The organism is Spongiactinospora gelatinilytica (genome assembly GCF_003236385.1).
Classification (GTDB): domain Bacteria; phylum Actinomycetota; class Actinomycetes; order Streptosporangiales; family Streptosporangiaceae; genus Spongiactinospora; species Spongiactinospora gelatinilytica.
In genome coordinates, this window is record NZ_POUA01000110.1 from 1 (window position 1) to 19,797 (window position 19,797).

At 65.0% G+C, this 19,797-nt stretch carries 12 protein-coding genes and 2 pseudogenes; 10 read left to right on the forward strand and 4 right to left on the reverse strand.

Translation table 11 applies throughout. The annotated features are described in order from the left end of the window. Positions 1–787 precede the first annotated feature (787 nt). From cas6 to cas2, 7 genes are all read left to right on the forward strand, one after another. Positions 788–1,495, forward strand: a complete 708-nt coding sequence (cas6, locus tag C1I98_RS15930) for a CRISPR-associated endoribonuclease Cas6 (protein ID WP_233507901.1) — start codon at positions 788–790, stop codon at positions 1,493–1,495. 32 nt (positions 1,496–1,527) lie between these two features. Continuing rightward, positions 1,528–2,931, forward strand: a complete 1,404-nt coding sequence (locus C1I98_RS15935) for a hypothetical protein (protein ID WP_199536979.1) — start codon at positions 1,528–1,530, stop codon at positions 2,929–2,931. Then, positions 2,931–3,992, forward strand: a complete 1,062-nt coding sequence (gene cas7i / locus C1I98_RS15940) for a type I-B CRISPR-associated protein Cas7/Cst2/DevR (RefSeq protein WP_111168242.1) — start codon at positions 2,931–2,933, stop codon at positions 3,990–3,992. The genes C1I98_RS15935 and cas7i overlap by 1 nt, the downstream gene beginning before the upstream one ends. Before the next feature lie 2 nt (positions 3,993–3,994). Then, positions 3,995–7,051 carry a CRISPR-associated helicase Cas3' gene (cas3, locus tag C1I98_RS15945; RefSeq protein ID WP_267898054.1) on the forward strand — a complete coding sequence of 1,019 codons (3,057 nt, stop codon included), beginning with the start codon at positions 3,995–3,997 and terminating at the stop codon, positions 7,049–7,051. Then, positions 7,048–7,554 carry a CRISPR-associated protein Cas4 gene (locus tag C1I98_RS15950; RefSeq protein WP_111168244.1) on the forward strand — a complete coding sequence of 169 codons (507 nt, stop codon included), beginning with the start codon at positions 7,048–7,050 and terminating at the stop codon, positions 7,552–7,554. The genes cas3 and C1I98_RS15950 overlap by 4 nt, the downstream gene beginning before the upstream one ends. Further along, positions 7,551–8,348, forward strand: a complete 798-nt coding sequence (gene cas1, locus C1I98_RS15955; protein ID WP_233507902.1) for a CRISPR-associated endonuclease Cas1 — start codon at positions 7,551–7,553, stop codon at positions 8,346–8,348. Before C1I98_RS15950 ends, cas1 begins: the two co-directional genes overlap by 4 nt. A gap of 179 nt (positions 8,349–8,527) precedes the next feature. Next, complete coding sequence (gene cas2 / locus C1I98_RS15960; RefSeq protein WP_233507903.1) at positions 8,528–8,797, forward strand: CRISPR-associated endonuclease Cas2; 270 nt, start codon at positions 8,528–8,530, stop codon at positions 8,795–8,797. Positions 8,798–9,093: 296 nt separating this feature from the next. On the opposite strand, the pseudogene C1I98_RS15965 reads toward cas2, so the two are convergent. After that, positions 9,094–10,224: pseudogene (locus C1I98_RS15965) on the reverse strand (ISAzo13 family transposase); the annotation flags it as partial. Between the two features lie 53 nt (positions 10,225–10,277). On the opposite strand from C1I98_RS15965, the pseudogene C1I98_RS15970 reads away from it, so the two are divergent. Then, positions 10,278–10,751, forward strand: a pseudogene (locus tag C1I98_RS15970) (transposase); the annotation flags it as partial. A 179-nt stretch (positions 10,752–10,930) separates the two neighbouring features. On the opposite strand, the gene C1I98_RS15975 reads toward C1I98_RS15970, so the two are convergent. Continuing rightward, entirely contained in the window at positions 10,931–11,917 is a 987-nt protein-coding gene (locus C1I98_RS15975) for a helix-turn-helix domain-containing protein (protein ID WP_111168245.1), read from the reverse strand. A gap of 741 nt (positions 11,918–12,658) precedes the next feature. Between C1I98_RS15975 and C1I98_RS43925 the strand changes: the two genes are divergently transcribed. Continuing rightward, positions 12,659–13,756 (forward strand): IS630 family transposase, encoded by a 1,098-nt coding sequence (locus tag C1I98_RS43925; protein ID WP_233507904.1) that lies wholly within the window; start codon positions 12,659–12,661, stop codon positions 13,754–13,756. Positions 13,757–14,047: 291 nt separating this feature from the next. Here C1I98_RS43925 and C1I98_RS15985 read toward each other — a convergent pair whose 3' ends face one another. Both C1I98_RS15985 and C1I98_RS15990 read right to left on the reverse strand, forming a co-directional pair. Further along, entirely contained in the window at positions 14,048–14,575 is a 528-nt protein-coding gene (locus C1I98_RS15985) for a hypothetical protein (protein ID WP_111168246.1), read from the reverse strand. A gap of 102 nt (positions 14,576–14,677) precedes the next feature. Further along, on the reverse strand, positions 14,678–18,340 hold the full coding sequence (locus tag C1I98_RS15990; protein ID WP_158558057.1) for a LamG-like jellyroll fold domain-containing protein: 3,663 nt from the start codon (positions 18,338–18,340) through the stop codon (positions 14,678–14,680). An 870-nt stretch (positions 18,341–19,210) separates the two neighbouring features. On the opposite strand from C1I98_RS15990, the gene C1I98_RS15995 reads away from it, so the two are divergent. Continuing rightward, positions 19,211–19,534, forward strand: coding sequence for a transposase (locus tag C1I98_RS15995; protein WP_158558058.1), 324 nt, complete (start codon positions 19,211–19,213; stop codon positions 19,532–19,534). Positions 19,535–19,797: the final 263 nt, after the last annotated feature.

Here is a 19,797-nt window from a genome sequence, read left to right on the forward strand (position 1 = left end):
CCCGCCCGAAACGAGCGGCGACCCGCGCGAACAGTTCATCCAGCCCGGCCGCCCATGACTGGAGATCCTCAGACGTCACCCCATCCGACACAGAGTCCACTATAGATCACGAAACATGACTGTAGTATTAGGACTGGTCAGCCCGTTGCGATCCCTCCAGGGATGATCGGTGACCGGGCGATTTGTTGCCGGGTGAGTTCGGTTGCCTGCGGTTGCGATCCCTCCAGGGATGATCGGTGACGTCCAGGCCGAGGGCGGTGTCCGTCCACCACGGTTGTTGCGATCCCTCCAGGGATGATCGGTGACGTGGCAGAAGAAATCCGTTCCGGCCGCATCCCCGGGTTGCGATCCCTCCAGGGATGATCGGTGACCCGAGGGTAACGCTGCAGGTCAGCACGGCGAAACAGACCTGCGTCGAGCGTGATTTTGCAGCGATCCGGCGGTAGTGCATCTGCGCTGGTCAGAGCGTTGATCAAAGTACGGTCCCGGCATCGGTATCAGTGACCCGCACCTGGATCTTAAAGGCTCGCCGTCTAAAGCGAAGATGCCTCGAGGTGGCGTATCGGTCGGCTCCATCCACAGACTCCCGATCGTTGATCGGGGTGGGCCACTTCCGTCGCCCGGCTCGCCGTCTACCCGACACATAAGTGCCAATTCGCCCCAATTGTGCGATAGTAACCTGATCGCCCCCCGCGCCCCATTGTCCATGACTCGGTTTGGGCCGGGCTTGGCGATACCCGGAAATTGTCGGGGGCGCCTGGTAGGACTGATCCAGTCTCATTGGCCGATGTTGGGGGAGGGGCGGTTGCGTTTTCGGGTTGATGTGGCCGCGAGTGAGTCGGTGATGGCCTGGGAGCAGGTTCATGGGTCGGCTCGGGCGGTGGTGTACGACCTGATCCGGGAACAAGATCCGGAGATCGCCAAGGAGTTGCACGACACAGGGTGGCAGGGAAGCCCGCTGCGGCCGGTAGGGACGTCTCCGCCGCTGTTTCCTCGTGCCCACCATAAAGCGGGGATGTATCCGACCTCGCCCGATGGGGTGGTCTGGATGGGGTCGCCGGTGCCGCGGATCGCCGCGTGCATGCTGGCGGCGCTGGCCGGGCGCCGGGAGATCCGGTGGGGGTCGGTCGTGCTGTCGGTGAAGGGGGTGCAATTGGACCCGGTCGCCGACCATTCGAGCGGGGTGGGCGTTTTCGACACTGTTTCACCTGTTTTGGTGAAACACCAGAATCGCTACCTTCTTCCCGAAGATCCGCATTTCGCCGAACGATTGATGCATAACGTCCGGCATAAGGCAGATGACCTCGGCCTGCCGAATGAGGCGGAGGTAGAGGTGCTGGATGCGGGTCCTCGGCGCCGGTTCCATGTCGCGAAAGGGTTTCGCATCGGCGCCCGGGCGCGGGTTCGGGTCGCGGCGGCACCGCGTCTGCTCGACGCGCTCTATGAATGGGGGCTCGGGCTGTCCACCGTGGAGGGCTTCGGGTGGATCCGGTGAGCACTACTCCAGGGGTGGCCACGATCTCGCAGGTGTCCGGGCCGCTGCGGTTGACCGAGCACCCGTTGCAGCGCTGCGGGGCATGGGCGGTGACGGTATTGGCCGGGCAAGAGCAGGTCGGGGACGTCAGCCCGGAAGTGCTGGATGCGGTGGCCGAGCAGATCGTCACCGATGCGGTGCTGGCCGGGTGCGCGGCACCGGGCAGTGGCGCCTACGACTGGTGGAAGGTGTTGTTCGCGCTGTATCCGAACGCCAAGCCGACGCATGCCCGGCGTGAGCGGGATCCGGCGGTGCTGCGTACGCAGGTGGCAGAGTTGTTCGCCGTCGATCCTGTGGACGGGCCGGTATACGGATGCACGTTCTGTGGCCAGGCATGCCGAGTGCTGTGGGCCAAGGCGACCCTGCCGATGTTCGACTCGATCCGGGCGGTCAACACGCTACCGCCGGGGATGGCGGGCTGGGCGGTGTGCCGGGGGTGCCGGGTGGCGATGTGGGCGCTGCCGTACGGGGCGTGGCTCACGGCCGGCTCGGCAACGGTCCTTACCTGTGACATCCCACAGGTTGAGCGGGGTTTCGTACGCCGCAACGTACGTCGGGCGGGCCGGATCCGGCAACTGGGCTTCGGCAGGTTGCCCGCCATCGCGGGGCCGGAGGCGGTGACGTTGGAGGCGCTGCGTGTGCATGCGGGCGACGCGCCTGCGGCGGCGACGCTGTGGATGTTCAAGAACGACAACCAGGAACCGTGGCTGCGGGTGTCCGGTACACGATCGGGGGTCGCCCGGTTCCTTCAGTTGGCGGCGGCCGATCTCTACTGCGCGGCCGGGTGGCGTGACCTACAGCGGGCACTGACGCGCCGCGACAAGCAGGGGCGTGTGTTGACCGGAGGAGCGCGCGAGGCGGCACGGTCGCTGTTCGACCAGGACGGGGAGCAGGCCGATCGGCTGCCGAGGGAGCTGTGGCGCCGTTCGGAGGATGTGGAGACGATCTCGCCGCGCACGCTGGTGCGGTGGCGGGCGTTGTGCCGGCTGTACGTGGAGGTGATGTACGACATGAACGCCGATCGACTCAAGGCCGTGGCGGATCTGCTGGCGGATTGGATCGCCCAGGAAGCGCATCGTGGCCAGCTGAATCAGTACCGGCGGGCCGCAGGCAGCGGCTATGAGCTGCACAAACTGCTACTGACGGCGAGCGCGCGCCTGCTCCTCGACGGCCGTGGCCAGCGGGTGGATTCCGATGTGCTGGGCGACTTGCTGGCAGACGGCTCACGCGGGTGGCGAGAGCGGACCGTGCTGTGGTTCGACGTCGTCAAGGGGCTACAGGACAGGAAGGTGCCGATCGCCGCCGGCTCCGATGAGTCGGACGATGCGGAGCAGGCTGAAGAGATCAAGTTCGACGCGGACGGCGAGTTGGACCAGGAAGGGGAGGAAAGCGCCTGATGAGCTATCTGGCAGGCAAGATCGTGCTGGCGGTCACTGCGGGGGCACCCAATAACGGGCGCGGGGAAACAACGACCACGCCCGTGAAGAAGGCCCGCGTGCGTGGCCAGTGGTATCCGTACGTGTCGGCGCAGGCGTTTCGACGGTGGCTGCGGGAGACCATGACGGCGATGGGGATGGTTCCCTCGCCGACCGAACGAGTGGGCAAGGCACAGGGCAAGGCGCAGAAGGCGAATACGTCGGCCGACCCGATCCGGTTCGCTGATGACGACTTGTTCGGATACATGAAGGCGGGCGCCAAGAGCGCCGATGAGGCCACCACGCTGCGTGACACCCCTTTCATGGTGGGGACGTTCATGTCGGTAGAGCCGACCCGGCCGACCGAGGACTTCGGGGTGATGTCACGCGGCATCCCCGAGCCGGTGCTGCACGCTCACGAGTTCTACACTGCCGATCTTGCCGCGCCGTTCCTGCTCGACCTGCCGCGGGTCGGCACGTTCACACTGCCGGACAAGGGCGGCGCAGGCCGCCCGAACTACCTGTCGGCCGACGCCGCGATGAACGTGGCACAAGCGGTGAGCATGGGCGCCGAAGCCATCACATTCCGCGGGCAGCCCGCGATCCGGTTGCCGCTGCCGGAGCGCCGGGAACGGGTGGCCCTGCTGCTGGAGGCGCTGGCGGAGCTGACCGGCGGTGCGAAGAAGGCGCTGCACTATGGAGACCGTACGCCCGCGCTGGTGGCCATGGTGCCGATGGCGGGCGGCGTGAATCCGCTGGGCTTCGTGATCGACGGTGCCGCCGATGGGAGCGGCCTCCAGGTCCGCGGCACGGCCCTGCGTGAGGAGTTGCGGGCCTGGCAGGGGCAGTGGGAAGCACCGGTACGGCTGGGCTGGCGACCGGGCTTTTTGGAGCGTGCCCGCAAAGAGGTGGAGCATGACCTGGCCGACCTCATCGATGATGGCGGCCTCAGCATCGATCACCCCCGCTCGATGTTGCGCGACCTCGCCGAAGAGATCCGTACCGGGCAGCGCGACACCTGGTTCGACGACCGCGCCCGATGAGCATGAGCATTATCGAAGCGGTCAGAGTCGAGCTGTACGCACCAGTGGCCTCGTTTCGTGATCCCATGTTCCCGGGTGTGAGCCGCTGTCTTCCGGTACCGCCGCCCTCGACAGTACGCGGCATGCTCGCCGCGGCCACTGGCCGTCGCGCCGAGCCGGTCATGCTGGGCATGGCCGTCCGCGTCGATGGGTCGGGCACCGACGCCGAGACCTACCATCCCATCGCCGCCGACGGCTCCAACCCTGCCGTGGCCGGGCGAGTGGCCGCCGGCAAGGGCGGTATGACCATTCGCGACCGCCCCTTCCTGGTCGGGGTGCACCTCACCGTCTGGATTCCCGCACCCGAGGCAGACCGGATCGCGGCGGCACTGCGCCGCCCGGTGTGGGGGCTGCGGCTGGGGCGCTCCCAGGATCTGGTCCATGTGCGTTCGATCCAGCAGGTCACGCTGTATCCGACTGAGCGAGCTCACGTCGGCCACGCGCTGGCTCCGGCAGGCGGGCACCAGGCGCCGCTGGCCGGTACGCTCCGGCTGGCCGAGGCGATCACCCCCGACCGTGGCCACACCGAATACCGCAGTTACCTGTGGTGTTCGGAACCGGCGGGCGTCCATGACGTCGTCGGCGCCTACCGGGACGGGCAACAGGCCGTGTGGCTGGCCGCGCCCGCGATGCCGGATAAGTCGCCAGAACAGGAGGCGTCCGACGCCGCGCTGGGCCAGGTCCTGGCCAAATCCGCGCGTGGATCCGGGCTGGGCCGCCCCGAGCTGCTGACCGAGCACAGCCTCGCCGTACGCGAAGCCACCGACATGGTCGCCGACCGGATCGGCTCCCCCGGCATCCTGGCCGACCATCCGCGGTTTTGGGATTGGGCACGGACGGCGGCGCTGCTTCACGACGCAGGCAAGGTCGCCGAAGGCTTCCAACGGCAACTCCGCCCCCGCGGCGAGATCTGGGGTGAGCGGCACGAGGTGCTGTCACTGGCCTACGTCGATCTGCTCACCCGGCACCTGGACCCCGAAGACCAGAAAATGATCGCCGCCGGTGTCGCCTTCCACCACCGGCCGCTGACCTCCACCCGCGGCGGCGACCTACGGACGAAGTATCCGCCGATCGCCGATTGGGAGCGTAAGTTCGGCCGCGATACGGCGCCGGTGCTTGGTCGGCCCCGCATCCAGGTTCCCGTCGTCCGGCACCGCGCGTTTCTGGCGTGGCTGGCCGACCGACTCGGCGTACCGATCCCCCACGAGCAGCGACGCCTGTGGGAGCTGGCACGCGACGCCTTCGCCCGGCTACGCGCCGACTGGGGCAATCCGGTCAGCGAGGACGACGGCCTGACTGCCGTCCTCCTCCAAGGAGCGGTCACGCTGGCCGACCACTCCGGCTCCGCGCACGTACCGTTGCAGACCCACATGCCGCTCCCGGGCGACTTCCTGACCAGGCTCCCGGCTCCCTATCCGCACCAGCGGCAGGCCGCGGCGACCAGCGGGCACCTCATCATGGTGGCCCCGACCGGCAGCGGCAAGACGGAGGCCGGACTGGCGTGGGCATCGGCGCAGCTCGGCGACATGCCGGGGCGGCCCCGTCTGATGTGGCTGCTGCCGTACCGCGCCTCCATCGACGCCGCCCGTGACCGCTTCATCGCCACCCTGGACCCGCCGCCAGCGCCTTCTCAGGCACCGGCCGCACAGCCGGACATCGGGGTCCTGCACGCCACCGCCGCGCGTACCCTGCTGGCCCGCGCGGTCGCCGACGACTGCGAACCCACGGCGGCCGACGCCCGCCGCGCCCGAGCGAGAGCCGGCGCCATGCGACTGTTCGCCCAGCGCGTCCGTGTCGCCACCCCGTTCCAGTTGCTGCGGGCCGCGATCGCAGGTGCCCGCTACTCCAGTGTTCTGCTGGAACAGGCCAACGCGCTGATGGTGCTGGACGAGCTCCACGCCTACGACCCGGCCACCTTCGGCCGGCTGTGCGCCTGCATGCGCCTGTGGAACCAGCTCGGCAGCCGCGTCGCCGTGCTCTCCGCCACCCTGGCCCAGCCCATGATCGATCTGGTCGCCGACACCCTCGGGTCCGTCCAGGTACATCGGGCGCCCACCGGCACCGCCCCCGACCGGCACCGCCTGGCCCTGGATGAGCAGCCGATCAACTCCCCGGACAGCTTGGCCCGCATCAACGAGTGGCTGGATGAGGGCCACAGCGTCCTTGTCATCGCCAACACGGTCGCCATGGCGCAGGAACTCTACGACGCCCTCACCAGCGACAACGACCGCGACGCGATTCTGCTGCACTCACGGTTCCGCGGGATCGACCGAGCCGCCATCGAAGGCACCATCCTCAGCAAGCACCCCGAACGCCGACCTGGACAAGGCGCCAGGCGCAGCGGCGGGCTGGTCGTCGCCACCCAAACCGTCGAGGTCTCGCTGTGCCTGGACTTCGACCGCGGTGTCACCGAAATCGCGCCGATCGAGGCCATTGCCCAACGAGCCGGACGCATCAACCGCCGGGGCCACCACCCTGAGGGCCCCGTCGAGTTCCGCGTCCACCTCGCCACCGGCCCCCGCCCCTACGACCAGGCCGCACTTGACGCCGCCCGCACCGCGCTCACCACCGCCTCCGGCCCGGTGATCTCCGAAGAGACCATCGAATCGTGGTTGCAGATCGCTTACGCCACCCGCTGGGGCCAGAACTGGTCGACCGAAGCCCGGCGGCACCGCGATGAGTTCCATCGCGATTTCCTCACCTTCACCGACCCGTTCGACGACCGCAGCGAGTTCGCCGAACGTTTGGAGGAGACCTTCGACAGCGTCGATGTCCTGCTGGCCAGTGACGTGCAGGAATACCAGGCCATGAGCGAAGAGGACCCACTGTTGGCGGCCGGTCTGCTCATCCCGATCCGCTACGGCCAGCTCGCCGCCCTGCGCGCCGCCGGGCGCGCGGAGCTCATCCGGCCCGACCCGCAGGGCCGCATCCGCCTATGGGCGGTGGACGCCCCGTACAGCACCGAGCGCGGTCTGACCCTGACCGGCGAGCGCGCCGCCGTACCGGAAACGGTCCTATGAGCCGGCCGGAGGATGAGGCGATCGGCGGGGTGCACATCAAGTACCTTCTGCACTGCCCGCGCCAGCTATGGCTCTACATCCGCGGCTACCGCCCCGAGCAGCGCAGCGACACCGTCGCACACGGCCAGGCCGTCGATGACACCACCTACACCCGCCGCGCCGATATCGATCTGGGCGAAGCAAAGATCGACTGGGTCACCACCGGTGCCATCGTCCACGAGACGAAATCATCGCGCGCTCCCTCCGCCCAACACGAGGCGCAGGTCCGCCATTACTGCCTGCTCCTGTCCCGGCGAGGGGTGAATGTGCGGCACGGCGTCGTCCATTACCCGCTCATCCGCCGTACGGTCACCGTCGCCTGGGACGCATCGGCCCGCGACCGCGCCGAGGAAACCGAACGACAGGCGCGGCAGGTGATCAGCCAGGATGCCATCCCGCCGCGTCTGGAACGGCGGTCCTGTCACGGTTGTTCCTATATCGACTACTGCTGGGGGGAATCGTGACCGCCCATGCCCGTACGTACTGGCTCACCCAGCCGTGCCGGATCCGGCGTGAGGACAACAGCGTCCGAATCGAACGGGCCGACCAATCGCCGGTCCGGATCCCGATCACCGACATCCGAGACCTGATCGCCTTCGATTATCTCGACATCAACACCTCAGCGGTGTCCCTGCTCAGCCGGCACGGCGTCACCGTCCACATCCTGGACCACTACGGCAACTACGCCGGGGCGATCGGCCCACCCGAAGACACCAGCTCGGCCCATGTACTCCGCCGGCAGGCCGCCCTGACCGGGGATGAGGACGTCCGGCTGACGCTCGGACGCGCCCTGATCAGCACGACCGCGAGCAACATCCGCTGGGCCATGGACACCGACCTGCTCGACGCCCCACTCTCCCGCCTTGCCGAGCAACTGCCCACCTGCCACACCAGTGATCAGCTCATGGGCGCCGAAGGCAACTTCCGCCGGACCGCCTGGGCCGTCCTGGACACCTTCCTACCACCATGGCTGCGCCTGGAGGGCCGTAGCCGCCGCCCACCCGCCAACGCGGGCAACGCGTTCATCAGCTACGTCAATTCCATCGTCTACGCCCGGGTACTGACCGCGCTGCGCTGCACACCCCTGCACCCGGCCCTCGGTTTCCTCCACGCCGACACCGACCGCCGCCGCAACACCCTCGCTCTCGACCTCGCCGAGCCGTTCAAGCCGCTGTTCGCCGAACGCCTCCTCCGACGGGCCGCCGCCCAGAAGTCCCTGCGGCCCAGCGACTTCGAAAGCGACGTCGGCAACGCCTAGCTCAGCAAAGACGGGCGCAAGAAGGTCTCCGAACTCATCCGCACCGAACTCGCCACCACGGTCCACCATCGCAGCCTGCGCCGCAAAGTGTCCTATGAGGAGCTGATCCACCTGGAAGCCCTCAAAGTCGTGCGGCTGTGCCTGGAGGACACCCCGTACAAGCCGTTCCGCCCCTGGTGGTGACCGTGTTCGTCATCGTCGTCTATGACACCCTCGCCGAACGCAACCCGGGCATTCTCAGAACTTGCCGCCAGTACCTGCACTGGGTGCAACGCAGCGTCTTCCAAGGGGAGCTTTCCGCCGCACAGCACCGCAAGCTACTGTCGGCGATCAAGCAGCACATCGACCCGACCTACGACAGCGTTCTGATCTACCGCACCCAAGGCCCTCACCACATCCAAACCGAACTCATCGGCCAACCCCTCGGCAACACCGACCCCATCCTGTGACCACACCCCTTGTGACCTGCGCATCTGCACTACCGCCGAACCGCTGCAAAATCCGCCGTTCCAAGGCCTTCTACCGCGGCGGTGACCTGCGGCGTTATCCTCGGGTCCCCGATCATCCCTGGAGGGATCGCAACCGCGAGTCCAGGAAATGCAGTCGTCATGGACGCGCGGTCCCCGATCATCCCTGGAGGGATCGCAACAGGACGGGATTACGGTGACGGACATGAGCCGCTGCGTTCCCGATCACCCTGGAGGGCAACCAGGTCTCGCCGTCTCGCGCGCCCGTGCGGGTGCCCGATTGTGACGCCCAGTGGATACGAAGCGGTGTCGAGTACGGCTTCGACCCGCAACCCGGTGCGGGTCCTTGTTGAGGCTATGGTGTTGACGACGACCTCGTGGCTGGTCAGCGGTCGCCCACGCCACTTCATCGTGATGTGGGAGAACAGTCGGTGCTCGATTTTGTTCCATTTTGAGGTGCCCGGCGGGAAATGGCACACGGTGATCGCTAGGCTGGTCCCCGCGGCCAGGGCGGCGAGTTCGGTCTTCCAGACCCGCAACCGGTAGCCGTTGGAGCCGCCCGCATCCGCGGTGATCAACAACCGGGAGGCGTCCGAATAGTCCCGCTGGCCTCGGACCTGCCAGCAGCGGCGGATCGAGGCGACCGCGAAAGTTAAGGTGTCGTGGTCGATGCCGACGTTCACCCAGCCGGTGTTCGCGCTGGTGTCGTAAATGCCATACGGGATGGCCTGATCGACGTCCGGCCCTGTGATATGGTCCTCAGCCTCGATCGGGTCGCCTTTCGGCCGCCACTGGCGGCCTGGGTTGGGCAGTCGGCCCAGTTGCTCGCGTTTCTTGGTATCGACGCTGATCATTGGCTCGCCTGCGGCCTGATGATTCTTAACTTGCTCGTTGATATAGCGGAACTGCGCGTCCCGCTGCGGGTGCTGCTTGCCTTCCAGGGTCTTGGCGTTGCCCTGCAGGCTGAACCTGTTCTCACGCAGCAACCGCCCGACCGTGGGCAGCGATACACGATGCCCCCGCCGGGCCAACTCCTCCGCCAGGCGCCGCAGTGACTTGGTCGTCCACCGCAGCGGCGACCCCGGGTCGCCCCGCTCCTCCGGCTCGACCAACATCAACAGCGCTGGTAGTAACCGCAGGTCGTGCTCCTCGACACTCTTACGCCCGCCGCCCTCACGACGCACCCGCCCGTCCGGCAACACCTCCCCGCCGTCCTCGAGTTCGAACACGCCCTTCCGCACGGAGGACTCGCTGACCCCAGCAATCCGAGCGACCGCACGAACCCCGCCATGCCCCAGCAACCGGGCCTCGGCAGCCATCAGCAACCGCCGCTGCCGCTCGTTCAGATGCGGCAGCACGATCTCGAACTTCAACTCCAGCCGATCGAGAACCCCGGGCAAGATCGCCATAACACGGCATCCAACCCAAAAGATCGAATCGCCATGTTATTTCCTCACAGCTTCACTACCTGCGCAACCTACTCACCAGCGTCCCGAAGTCGGCGCAGCCGTGGGTGACCACGCTGGTGCGTACCATCTTCGACCAGAACAACGTCGAGGCCGTGGCCGCCCAGCACGACTGGGTTATCGACGCCCTGGAGGCCAAGTGCCCGGCCGCCTGCGAGCACCTGGACACCGCCCATGAGGACCTGCTCGCCTTCGCCGCCTTCCCCCGCGAGACCTGGCAGCAGATCTGGTCCCAACAACCCCCAGGAACGGTTGAACAAGAAGATCCGCCGCCGCACGGACGTGGTCGGCATCTTCCCCGACCGGCCCTCGATCATCCGGCTGGCCAGCGCGGTTCTGGCCGAACAGACCGACGAATGGACCGAAGCCCGCCGTTACATGGGCTGGACATCCTAGCGAAAACCTGCATCCGGCCCGTCACTGACGACACACCGGCCCAGAACTCACTCCCGCAGACACTGACCGCTTAACCTGCGGCAACAGGATCACGCCGGCAGCATCCTTACCATGACTACAGATTCTGAGGAAGTGAGCTTGTCGCCTCCTAGGATGATACTTCCAGGTGGTCGTCGGAAAGGGGAGGGCTATCACGTCGGCCAGTTCGAAGGTGACCCGGCCAGCATCCAGTCGTGGAGAAGACGCGGGCTTCTCAGCACACAGCTACTTCTGGCTCACGCTGCACTTGGCGTCGGTACTCGGCGGGTGGAATGCCGTAAGTTGCACGGAACAGCCGACTAAAGTGTCCCTTGTTCGGAAACCCCCACCGAGCCGCGACGGCGTGGATCGGACGGGCGTTTAGGTGAGGATCTGCCAGGTCGTGACGGCAGCGCTCCAGACGGCGTTGGCGGATCCAGGCGGCCACGCTCACTTCCTGCTCTTGAAAGAGTTTGTAGAGGTGCCGGGTGGAAATCTGATGGGCGGCGGCGATCGCGTCTGCCGTCAGGCGGGGATCAGCAAGGTTACGGTGGATGAAGGCCAGAATGCGCTCCTGCAATGCCCTGGTGGGAGTCTGCGAAGGCCGTACTGCGGGGGCTTCGAGGTGGTGGGCACACAAAGCAGCGAATAGGTCGAGGGTGATAGTCGCCAATAGGGCGGCGTCAGTGGCGGTGCAGTCGGCTATATGACGGGTTAAACCGACCAGATGGCGGCGTACCACTGCTCCAATGCCACTTTGGGCGGGGAGGCGGGTCGCCGTAAGTCTAGTGAGCTTGTCGCCTGGGAGCGGTACCAGCGACTTGGGGACATGCAATTGGAGTCCAGCGAAACTGTCGATGGGATCCCCATGCGTTGACCCGGTGAAAGGGTAGGAACTGTCGTAAATCACCAGGTCGCCGGGGGCAAGTGCGGCGCTGCGCCTGCGCTGGGTGATTTGCATGGTGCCGCTCATGGCCAACCACAGAACATACACGTTGGAGTCAAAGCAGCCGATCAGTTCGGGTGCCCGAAATACCTGCGGCGATGGAAATCTAAATGCGTGCAGCTGGAGAGCACCGATGTCCATCGCGCAAAGGCTGGCACGGAAGCCGTTTTCACACTCACTGCCCCTGGTCGGGATGGTGGCCTTTACATCGATCTGCTCCCACCAGTCCAAACGGTCAGAAACGGACAGGCGGTCGGTACGCGTACTCGTTCGCATGACTCTCCCCGTTCTTGCACTTCGTGGGCTGGTACACGTGTTGCGACACCATGGATACGCTTCGCTTCACCCCTCAGGTGAGCTTTCCGCTCCGCACGTAGCTGGCAGTTGTATGATTACCGAACAATTCTGGCGGCGCAAGGCACTAGATGGCATCGCTTCATGGCAGCGGGGATACCATGTCACGACTTGGCGTTCCTTGTCGAAGACCATTCCCTTGCAGTCGAACAGATCAGGGCCTCCAGGAAGCTATATCCCTACTCCCGATCAGGAGTTGGGCGAAGCCGCTGTAGGCGATGCCGCGATATCACCCTAGCCATAAAGGCGATCACTCTAAGTGCATTGAACCTGTGGAGGTCATCCCAATGTTTCATGATAAAGGTACCTCATGGCGGTCTCACTAGGAACAACGGCGCTGACCATCACCCTCGTTGGGAGTCACGAGCGGGTCGGAACCCTGGTGCGAGCCTGATTGACCTCTCGGACTCGATGCTGAGCGAGCGTCCAAGGGGGTACTGAAAGCGCTGAAGACTGACTTGTCGTATATTCTGAGCTGCAGTAGGCGCGAGGCACCGATACAAGAGTGGCAGCTTTGGCACTGACATCAGCAAGACCGTGCAGACCGGAGTCGGATTGGTCCGGCTGTCCGTGCTAGTGCCGCATCATCGAACCTTGCCGGGGTTATTGATCTCGGTGAGTGAGCACGCCAGCCTTGTCCCGGAGTAGTTCTGGGAGGTGGTCGTGGCGCGTAAGCCCGAGGTGTTCGTCCGGGCGTTGTCGTTGGAGGAGGGCCGGCGCCTGCAGAAGATCACCCGGATTGCCAAAGACCCGGTGAAGCTGCGGCGGGTGATCGTGGTGCTGATGTCGGCACAAGGGCGGCCGGCCTCGGCGATCCGAACACTGATGCAGGTCGGCGATGACTACGTGCGGCAGGTCGTGCACGCCTTCAACGAGCGGAAGTTCGAGGCCCTGGACCCAAAATGGAGCGGGGGCCGTCCGCGGAGGATCAGTGAGTGGGTGCGTGAACGCATCTGCCTGATCGCCCGGACGACCCCCGCCGAATGGGGCATCACCGCGTTCTCCACCTGGAGCCTGGCCAAGCTCGCCGCCCACCTGCGGCGGATCAGGCTGGTGACCTCGATCAGCCCCCAGCACCTGGCGCGGATCTTGAAGGCGGGCGGCGTCTCCTGGCAGGCCACCACCACCTGGAAGAGCAGCGACGACCCGGACTTCATCGCCAAGATGCGGCAGGTCCTGGCCCTGTACGACACCCGGCCGCAGGGAGGGCGGGTGATCTGCGCCGATGAGTTCGGCCCGCTCAACCTCCAGCCGCGCAAAGGCCGCACCTGGCGGCCACGCAAGCGTCCGCGGCGGCTGCGGGCGACCTATCACCGCGACGACGGTGTCCGGCACCTGCTCGGCGCGTTGGACCTGGCCACCGGCAGGCTCTACTACCGGATCCGGCGCCGCAAACGATGGACCGGCTTCCTGGCCTTCCTCAAGACGCTGCGGGCCCGTCGGCCGGGTGAGCGCCTGTATGTGATCTGTGACAACTACTCGCCGCACAAACGCGCCGAGGTCAGGTCCTGGGCCCGGGGCAACGACGTCGAGCTGGTCTTCTTGCCGATCTACGGGTCGTGGTTGAACTGGATCGGGTCCGAACTCGCCGCCCTGCGGTACTTCGCGTTGAACGGCACCGACCACCGTAGCCATGAGGAGCAGAACGCCGCCATCGCGGCCTACATCCGCTGGCACAACCAGCACACGGCCCCGAAGGTCAGCTTCGCGGCCAGTTCCCCGATCCGGTCATGGACGAGTTACCCCACCAAGGTTGCGTGATGCGGCACTAGACAACTGGGTCGGCCCCTGCGAGCCGGTGCTGGCGACCGGGCGGGGCGGACGTATCTTCAGCGACCTGAGCGAATTGGTTTCTAGCCCGTACATACACGGATGAGTGCCCGGCACATCGGGATTGAGAGAGAAGACCAGCCACTCAGAGGATCTTCGCAGTGAACGCGTCCACTATAGAACGAAACTAACGAAGCCTTTCGGAGGCCATACCGGCACCGGAGCGTGCGCAACCGATGGCTACGCCATAACAGCTCGGCTATCATGGTCCCGAGTTCGAGCTCAGCGCACGACAGTGTGCGATCTGCGCACCCAAACGTCGTCGACCGCCTCGCCACACAACGCTTCCGCAGTGAAAAGCACGGCTAGCGCCCAGTCTTCTTCCCACATCTGCCGCCCGGCAGGTGTTCCAGCAAGCCACCGCTCGACCGCGCCGACGTCCGGAACGGAATTGAATTCCAGTTCGAATGGATCGAACGCGGCTACTACTTGCCCTTCCTCGAGATAGGTGACCGCCGGCGGCGCGGTGTCGCTCCACTGGACACTAAGCGCTGGACCGAAGCGGGCGAGTTGATCCAAGACCTCGTCGCCCGGGCAGCCGTTCGTCTGAACGACGAGCATGCGATCTCCTACATGCCCGGCAAGCAAGCGCCATTCCATCAGCTCGGTCATACGGCCAGTTTCCAGTGGCACGGCGGCCATGCCGTAGGCCGCTAGCACGTCACGGGAAGAGGCAGCAGAACACCAGGTCAAAGTGTCAGCGTCGCCGAACCACTGCTCGAACCACGACAGGTACCGTGCGTCGGCCATGACGCCGCCCAACCCTTCCGTCGGTATGTCCCGCAGTCAAAGATAGCCGATGACGGCCGTGCGCCGCCCGGAGAACCCCCGACCGGCGCACCGACACGAAGTTCATTCGTCACATTCTGTTATAATCTCAGGCCCATCAGCCGGGATGAGATGGGGCGGCGGACTGTCACCCTTCTTAGTCACGTGCACCCAGAACGGATCCTTCTCCAGAACGCGGTTCCAGAGGTACCAATTCTTGAGCTTCGATCCGCCGCTACAATTGTCCCCCCTCTCCACGATGGCGACGGAGAAATTGATCCCTGCATACGCCGAACCCTCATGGGTGGAGGCGAACGGGTACTCGTCGCATGAAGGCTTGGTGAATCCGGTTTTGTCGAGCTTATTGCATTGTTTGACCGCGGCCTTATAATTATTGTTCGCAACACTTCCCTTGGTCTTACGGTTGCTCATTGATCTGGTGAGGCAGCCACTTTTGCTCTTGCAGCCACGGTCGCGAGGATTGATCTTGCCTGGAATATTTTTGGTCTGGCCTGGGAACTTCGGATCGGTGGCTTGGGGATCGTGGAGTGCGGTCCAGATGTGATCCGCCGTCTGTTCGGATTCCTTCTCGTTGCCGTCGAGGGACCAGGTCGGCCGACTGCTCCACAATACGCAGCCGCCTGCGAAGTGCGGGATCTTATCTGAGCTGTCGCAGCGGAACTCAGTCCGCTGATTGTCCATCAATTTGACCTTCGAATCCGAGTCTGCCGCGGGGTAGAAGAGTGAAGGCTGGATGCCGCAATAGCCGAAGTGATCCGGCGCGGCAAAATCTCCCTTCGGCGAGGTCAAGGTGATAACCCGATCGGCCTCCGTCCAGTCGCCAACCGAATCGAGGATTCCCTGAGGCTTGTCTGACGTACAGCTCGAGGTGTTGTTGACATGTACGGAGAACTGGCGCTGGGCCGCTTGCGGCATGGTCCCGGGGTTGAATTTGTCAACTCTGATCCAGACCTTGATCTGGCGGCTGTGCGTGCCCGCCAGCCCCCTGGCGGCTGTGTTGCCATCGGAGTAACCGACGTAGGTGTGTGCGATGACGCTTATGCGCGCCGACCACCAGCGCCCGGTTCCATCCTGCTTCTGCTCCCCGATCTGGCCCGTCCAGCAAGCGTTGAAGGAATTCTTCAGCCATCTAACATGGGACACCTCGGGCCTTCTAATCTTCTGACAATCGGGGTGCTCGACGCGGTCGTAAGGGAAGTTTTTGCCTGCCGCTCGTATACCGGTATCTGTCGGTGGGCGGGCGCTACCTGCCGGTGCGCCGATCGGGCTGTTCATATCGGTCAAAATGCTTTCGGCATTCTGGGCGCGGTCGTAGATGCGAACCTCATCGATGTCGCCGTGGAAGTATTCGGACCAGACGTCGTTGCCGCCGATTCGCAGATATCCGTTGTCGAGTTGCAACGATCCGCTGTGGGATGCCTGGGCGGCCTGGGCACCGTTGACGTACAGGCGTGCGGTGGCGCCGTCGTAGGTGAAGGCTACGTGACTCCAGGTGCCGACGGGCAGCGGCGAGGTGGCGTCTACGGTACCCACGTCGGCGTTCAATTGCAGCCAGCCGGATGGGCCGGTGCCATTGGAGGCATACAGGGCGTAGGAAGCTTCCTCGTCGGTAGAGAGTTCCTTGGTGATGATCGGGCGCCAGTTGGTGAGGGTGGTGGGTCTGACCCAGGCGGACAGGGTCATGCCGGTGTCTAGTCGCAGGGATGGTGAGTCTTCGACGGTCACCCAACTCGTGGAGCCGTTGAAGGCCAGCGCTCGGCCATGCCTACCAGTAGTCCAGGCGGTGTCGCGGGCCTGGCCGGTATTGCCCTTGCCGGAGGCGTCTCCGATCAACGTTCCGGCACCCTCGTTCATGCCGTACGCCGCCACGAGCCCCTCGGGCGGTTCAGTAGTGGCGGCCGTGGTGAAACTCCACGAGTATGGTGCGGCCATAGCGTTGCCGTCCACATCCACTGCGCCGCGTATTTCGGCGATGTAGGTGGTGCTTGGGGCCAGTGGTTGCGCGGGGGCGAAGCTCACCGAGGTGCCGTGCACGGTCATGTCTCCCGCCACGAGTGTGGCAGACTCATCACACAACCTGAACTCAGGGTCCGATATAGGCTCGTCGAACGTGACGCGCACGATAGCGGATGTCGGCACGTTTCCGACGCCGGAGGCGGGCTCTGTTGAGGTGACCACCGGGGGTGTGCTGTCTGGTTCCGGCTCGGCTGTCTCCTCCTCCGGATCGAGCTCCGACAGCCATCGCTCACGGGTGATCTCTTCAACAGGGTAAAAGCCGAAACCTGAATCTTGGATGAAGTGGTCCTCGGCGTCCTCGCGCAGGGCCCGTGTCTGATCCGCATTCAGAACCGGCAGGACCGGGTTGTCGGGTAGGTCCGTGAGGTGAGCTTCCATCTCCTGGTCGGTGGGGGGCGTTCCGTCGCTGGGGCCTGGGATGAAGAACCCGCGGGTCGGCGGTTCAGGAGCATCGTACTCGACAAACAGCACGGGCCCTCGGCCGCCGGTGCCGGCCCACTCGGTGCTGAGAAACTCCCGGAAGTTCGAGGTGCCGCTGGTGTCGCCGGAGGCGGCTATCTGCAGGCCGTAGTTCGGGTAGCCATCGGACCACGCTTGGACGATATCCTCAATGGTGTAGTACAGCTCCTGGGCGGGCGCAGAGCAGTGAACGTACGTGCTGCCCGCCTTTCTGATGCGGCCCACGCCTCCGCCCTTCAGCGCCTGGCCCGCTGTCGTCGTGGACGGTTGCTGGTTCCAGCGCAGGTTGACAGGGCTGGATGCGTCGAGTGCCCAATCGCTGGTGACCCGGCGCACCACCATTTTCGGAGTGTCGTCGGGCCCGCCGCAGTGCGTGGTGATGTAGTTCCATGGCCGCACGTCGGCATTGAGGATCGGCCGACCGTAGAAGGGGGCGCTGCTCAGATCATATTTCAGATAGGAGCGGTAAATGTAGTATGAGCTTTCCCCGTCGAAGTTGTTGCGACCAGCAACGATCGCGTCCATGTTCTGCTGTCCGCTGCCCACTGTGAAGCGCGGGTCGTTGCTCACGAACGTGTCCGACGGGTACCCCGCGCCATACCACGGCGTGGGATTGGCCATCAGCGTGACCGGATAGGCGGTCGCCGGGTCGCTCAGGAAACCGGCCTCTGGGCGGTACACGAGGTCGGATCCGTCCAGGGTGGTAGCCACCCTGGATATCTTCCCGCTGGTGAGGGATTGGACGGCGGCCGCGTCGAGCATCAGCGCGGGGGAGATTTCGGTCGCCCCGCCGACCTCGTCGAGCACTTCGCCCCCGCCCGGCTTCGCGCGGTAGCTCAGGCCGGCGTCGGGGGTGACCGGGACCCGGTAAGTGGGTGGTTCTGTCGGCCTTTCTTTGAGCACAATCTTCTGCCGGATGCCCGCTGCGGTCACTTCTATGATCAGGTCAGTGCCCTTGCCGTAGGCATCTGCATACGTCGCCGTGTTGCCGGATAGGACGGGAGCAGGCAACTTCGCAGGCGCCGTTAAACGCGTTGAACCCCGAATTGTCTTGACGCTGAGCAGTCCTTCGTTTCCCCCGGCCGACAGTCGGACCTCGTCCTTGACGGCCTTGGGTCTGACGGTGGCGCCGTCTATGACGAGGGTCGTGTCGACGGGCTGCCAGTTCCCATGTTCATCCCTGAAGCGGATCGGGACCGGGTGAACGTAGGTGCCCACCGTATTGCCGCCCGGATTGGCCACAGTCGTCATGTTCTCAGTGTGCAGGTCGGGGATTTCCACGGGCTTGCCGTGCTTTTTGGCCTCGGCTTTGGCTGCCTCAACGTATGCGAGCGCAGGGACGGACCCCCTCATGCGAGGCGTTGGCGTGGGAGACGCAGTTGCAGGTAAGGCGATGAGCAGTGAGGCTGCCAGGAATAAGATGGTTACGAATGACATGCGACGGTAGCTGTATGACTTTTGATTCTGAGGTGAGCGTTTAGGTACGATTTTCTGTTTTCTCACGGAGGCCTCTCCGGTGGTCGGATGCTGTGAGAGTGCAGCTCGTTGCCCATCAACGATGGGTGGAGCAGGCGATCCCGTCGACCTTCTCGACTGACGGACTTACCTCGTATCTCAGATTGCCTAGCGGGCCGCATTAGGGACGGCACACAGCTCAAGACGTCGTCGGCATGCTGTGCTCTCGAAAGCAGTATGAGGTGCCGTCGACGGTTCGGAGTTACCTGTGCCTGCACAGGAGTTTCCTGTTTCCGCGCTCATCGTATCGAGTCATCGGTCACACAGATTTCGCTGTGCGGCCGCCAGCTCACCCGCCGCTCGCGAGCACGTCACGCTTATGCTCCCCCGCTGTACCGCACCCTGCTTCGCTGCCCAGGGACCTCAGTGGTGGCGTTCCCGGACAGCCAAACTCGGCATTGCCGATCACCCCTTGGGTTCAGATGCGCCTGTCCGCCCGGCCATAAGAAGTGGGTGTGCCCACGTGCGGTGGCCACCGACAGCGGATCGGCCGTTTGAGCTCGAGAGCAAACATTCGCGCTAAGTCACATATCCTGGCGATTCTGCTAGGCCTGCTCCGGTTTGACGGACACCTCAGATCAGGGGCTCGCCCCCAGGAGGATGTCCATGATGGAGAACATGGCGAAGAAGAAACCGCGTGTGCGGCGGTCGTTCACACCGGAGTTCAGGGCGGAGATCGTCGAGTCGTGCCGGCGGGGGGACCGGTCGATCAGCGAGGTGGCCCGCGACTTCGATCTGACCGAGACCTCGGTGCGGCGATGGGTGCGCCAGGCCGAGATCGACGCGGGTGAGCGCGACGGGCTGACCAGCGGTGAGCGGGAGGATACCGCTGGGCCTGGCGGGCGGGTGTCAATATCAGCCTGGGGCCGATCATCGACGCTCTCAAGCAGGTACTCGGAATCAACCGGAGCCATTGTCGCCATCGTGTGATTCCGGGCGCAGTGAGCATTTCCTGGAATGCCACCGGGCCGACCCCCTACCGGCTTTTTCCGTACAGGATATGCGAACCCCGGCGAAGCAGTACGTGAAGCTCCCGTGTGCACGGGCTGCTAGTCGGCATCACTGATCACACCGGAGCGTCGCTGTTTCGAGGAGCAGAGGCGCCCAGGGTGAGCGAGTCTTGGAAGGAAGGGGGGAGTTTCCCCGCATCCCCGGAGGGCTGCGCTGCCGCCCCCCGGGGGGGCTCCCCCTGT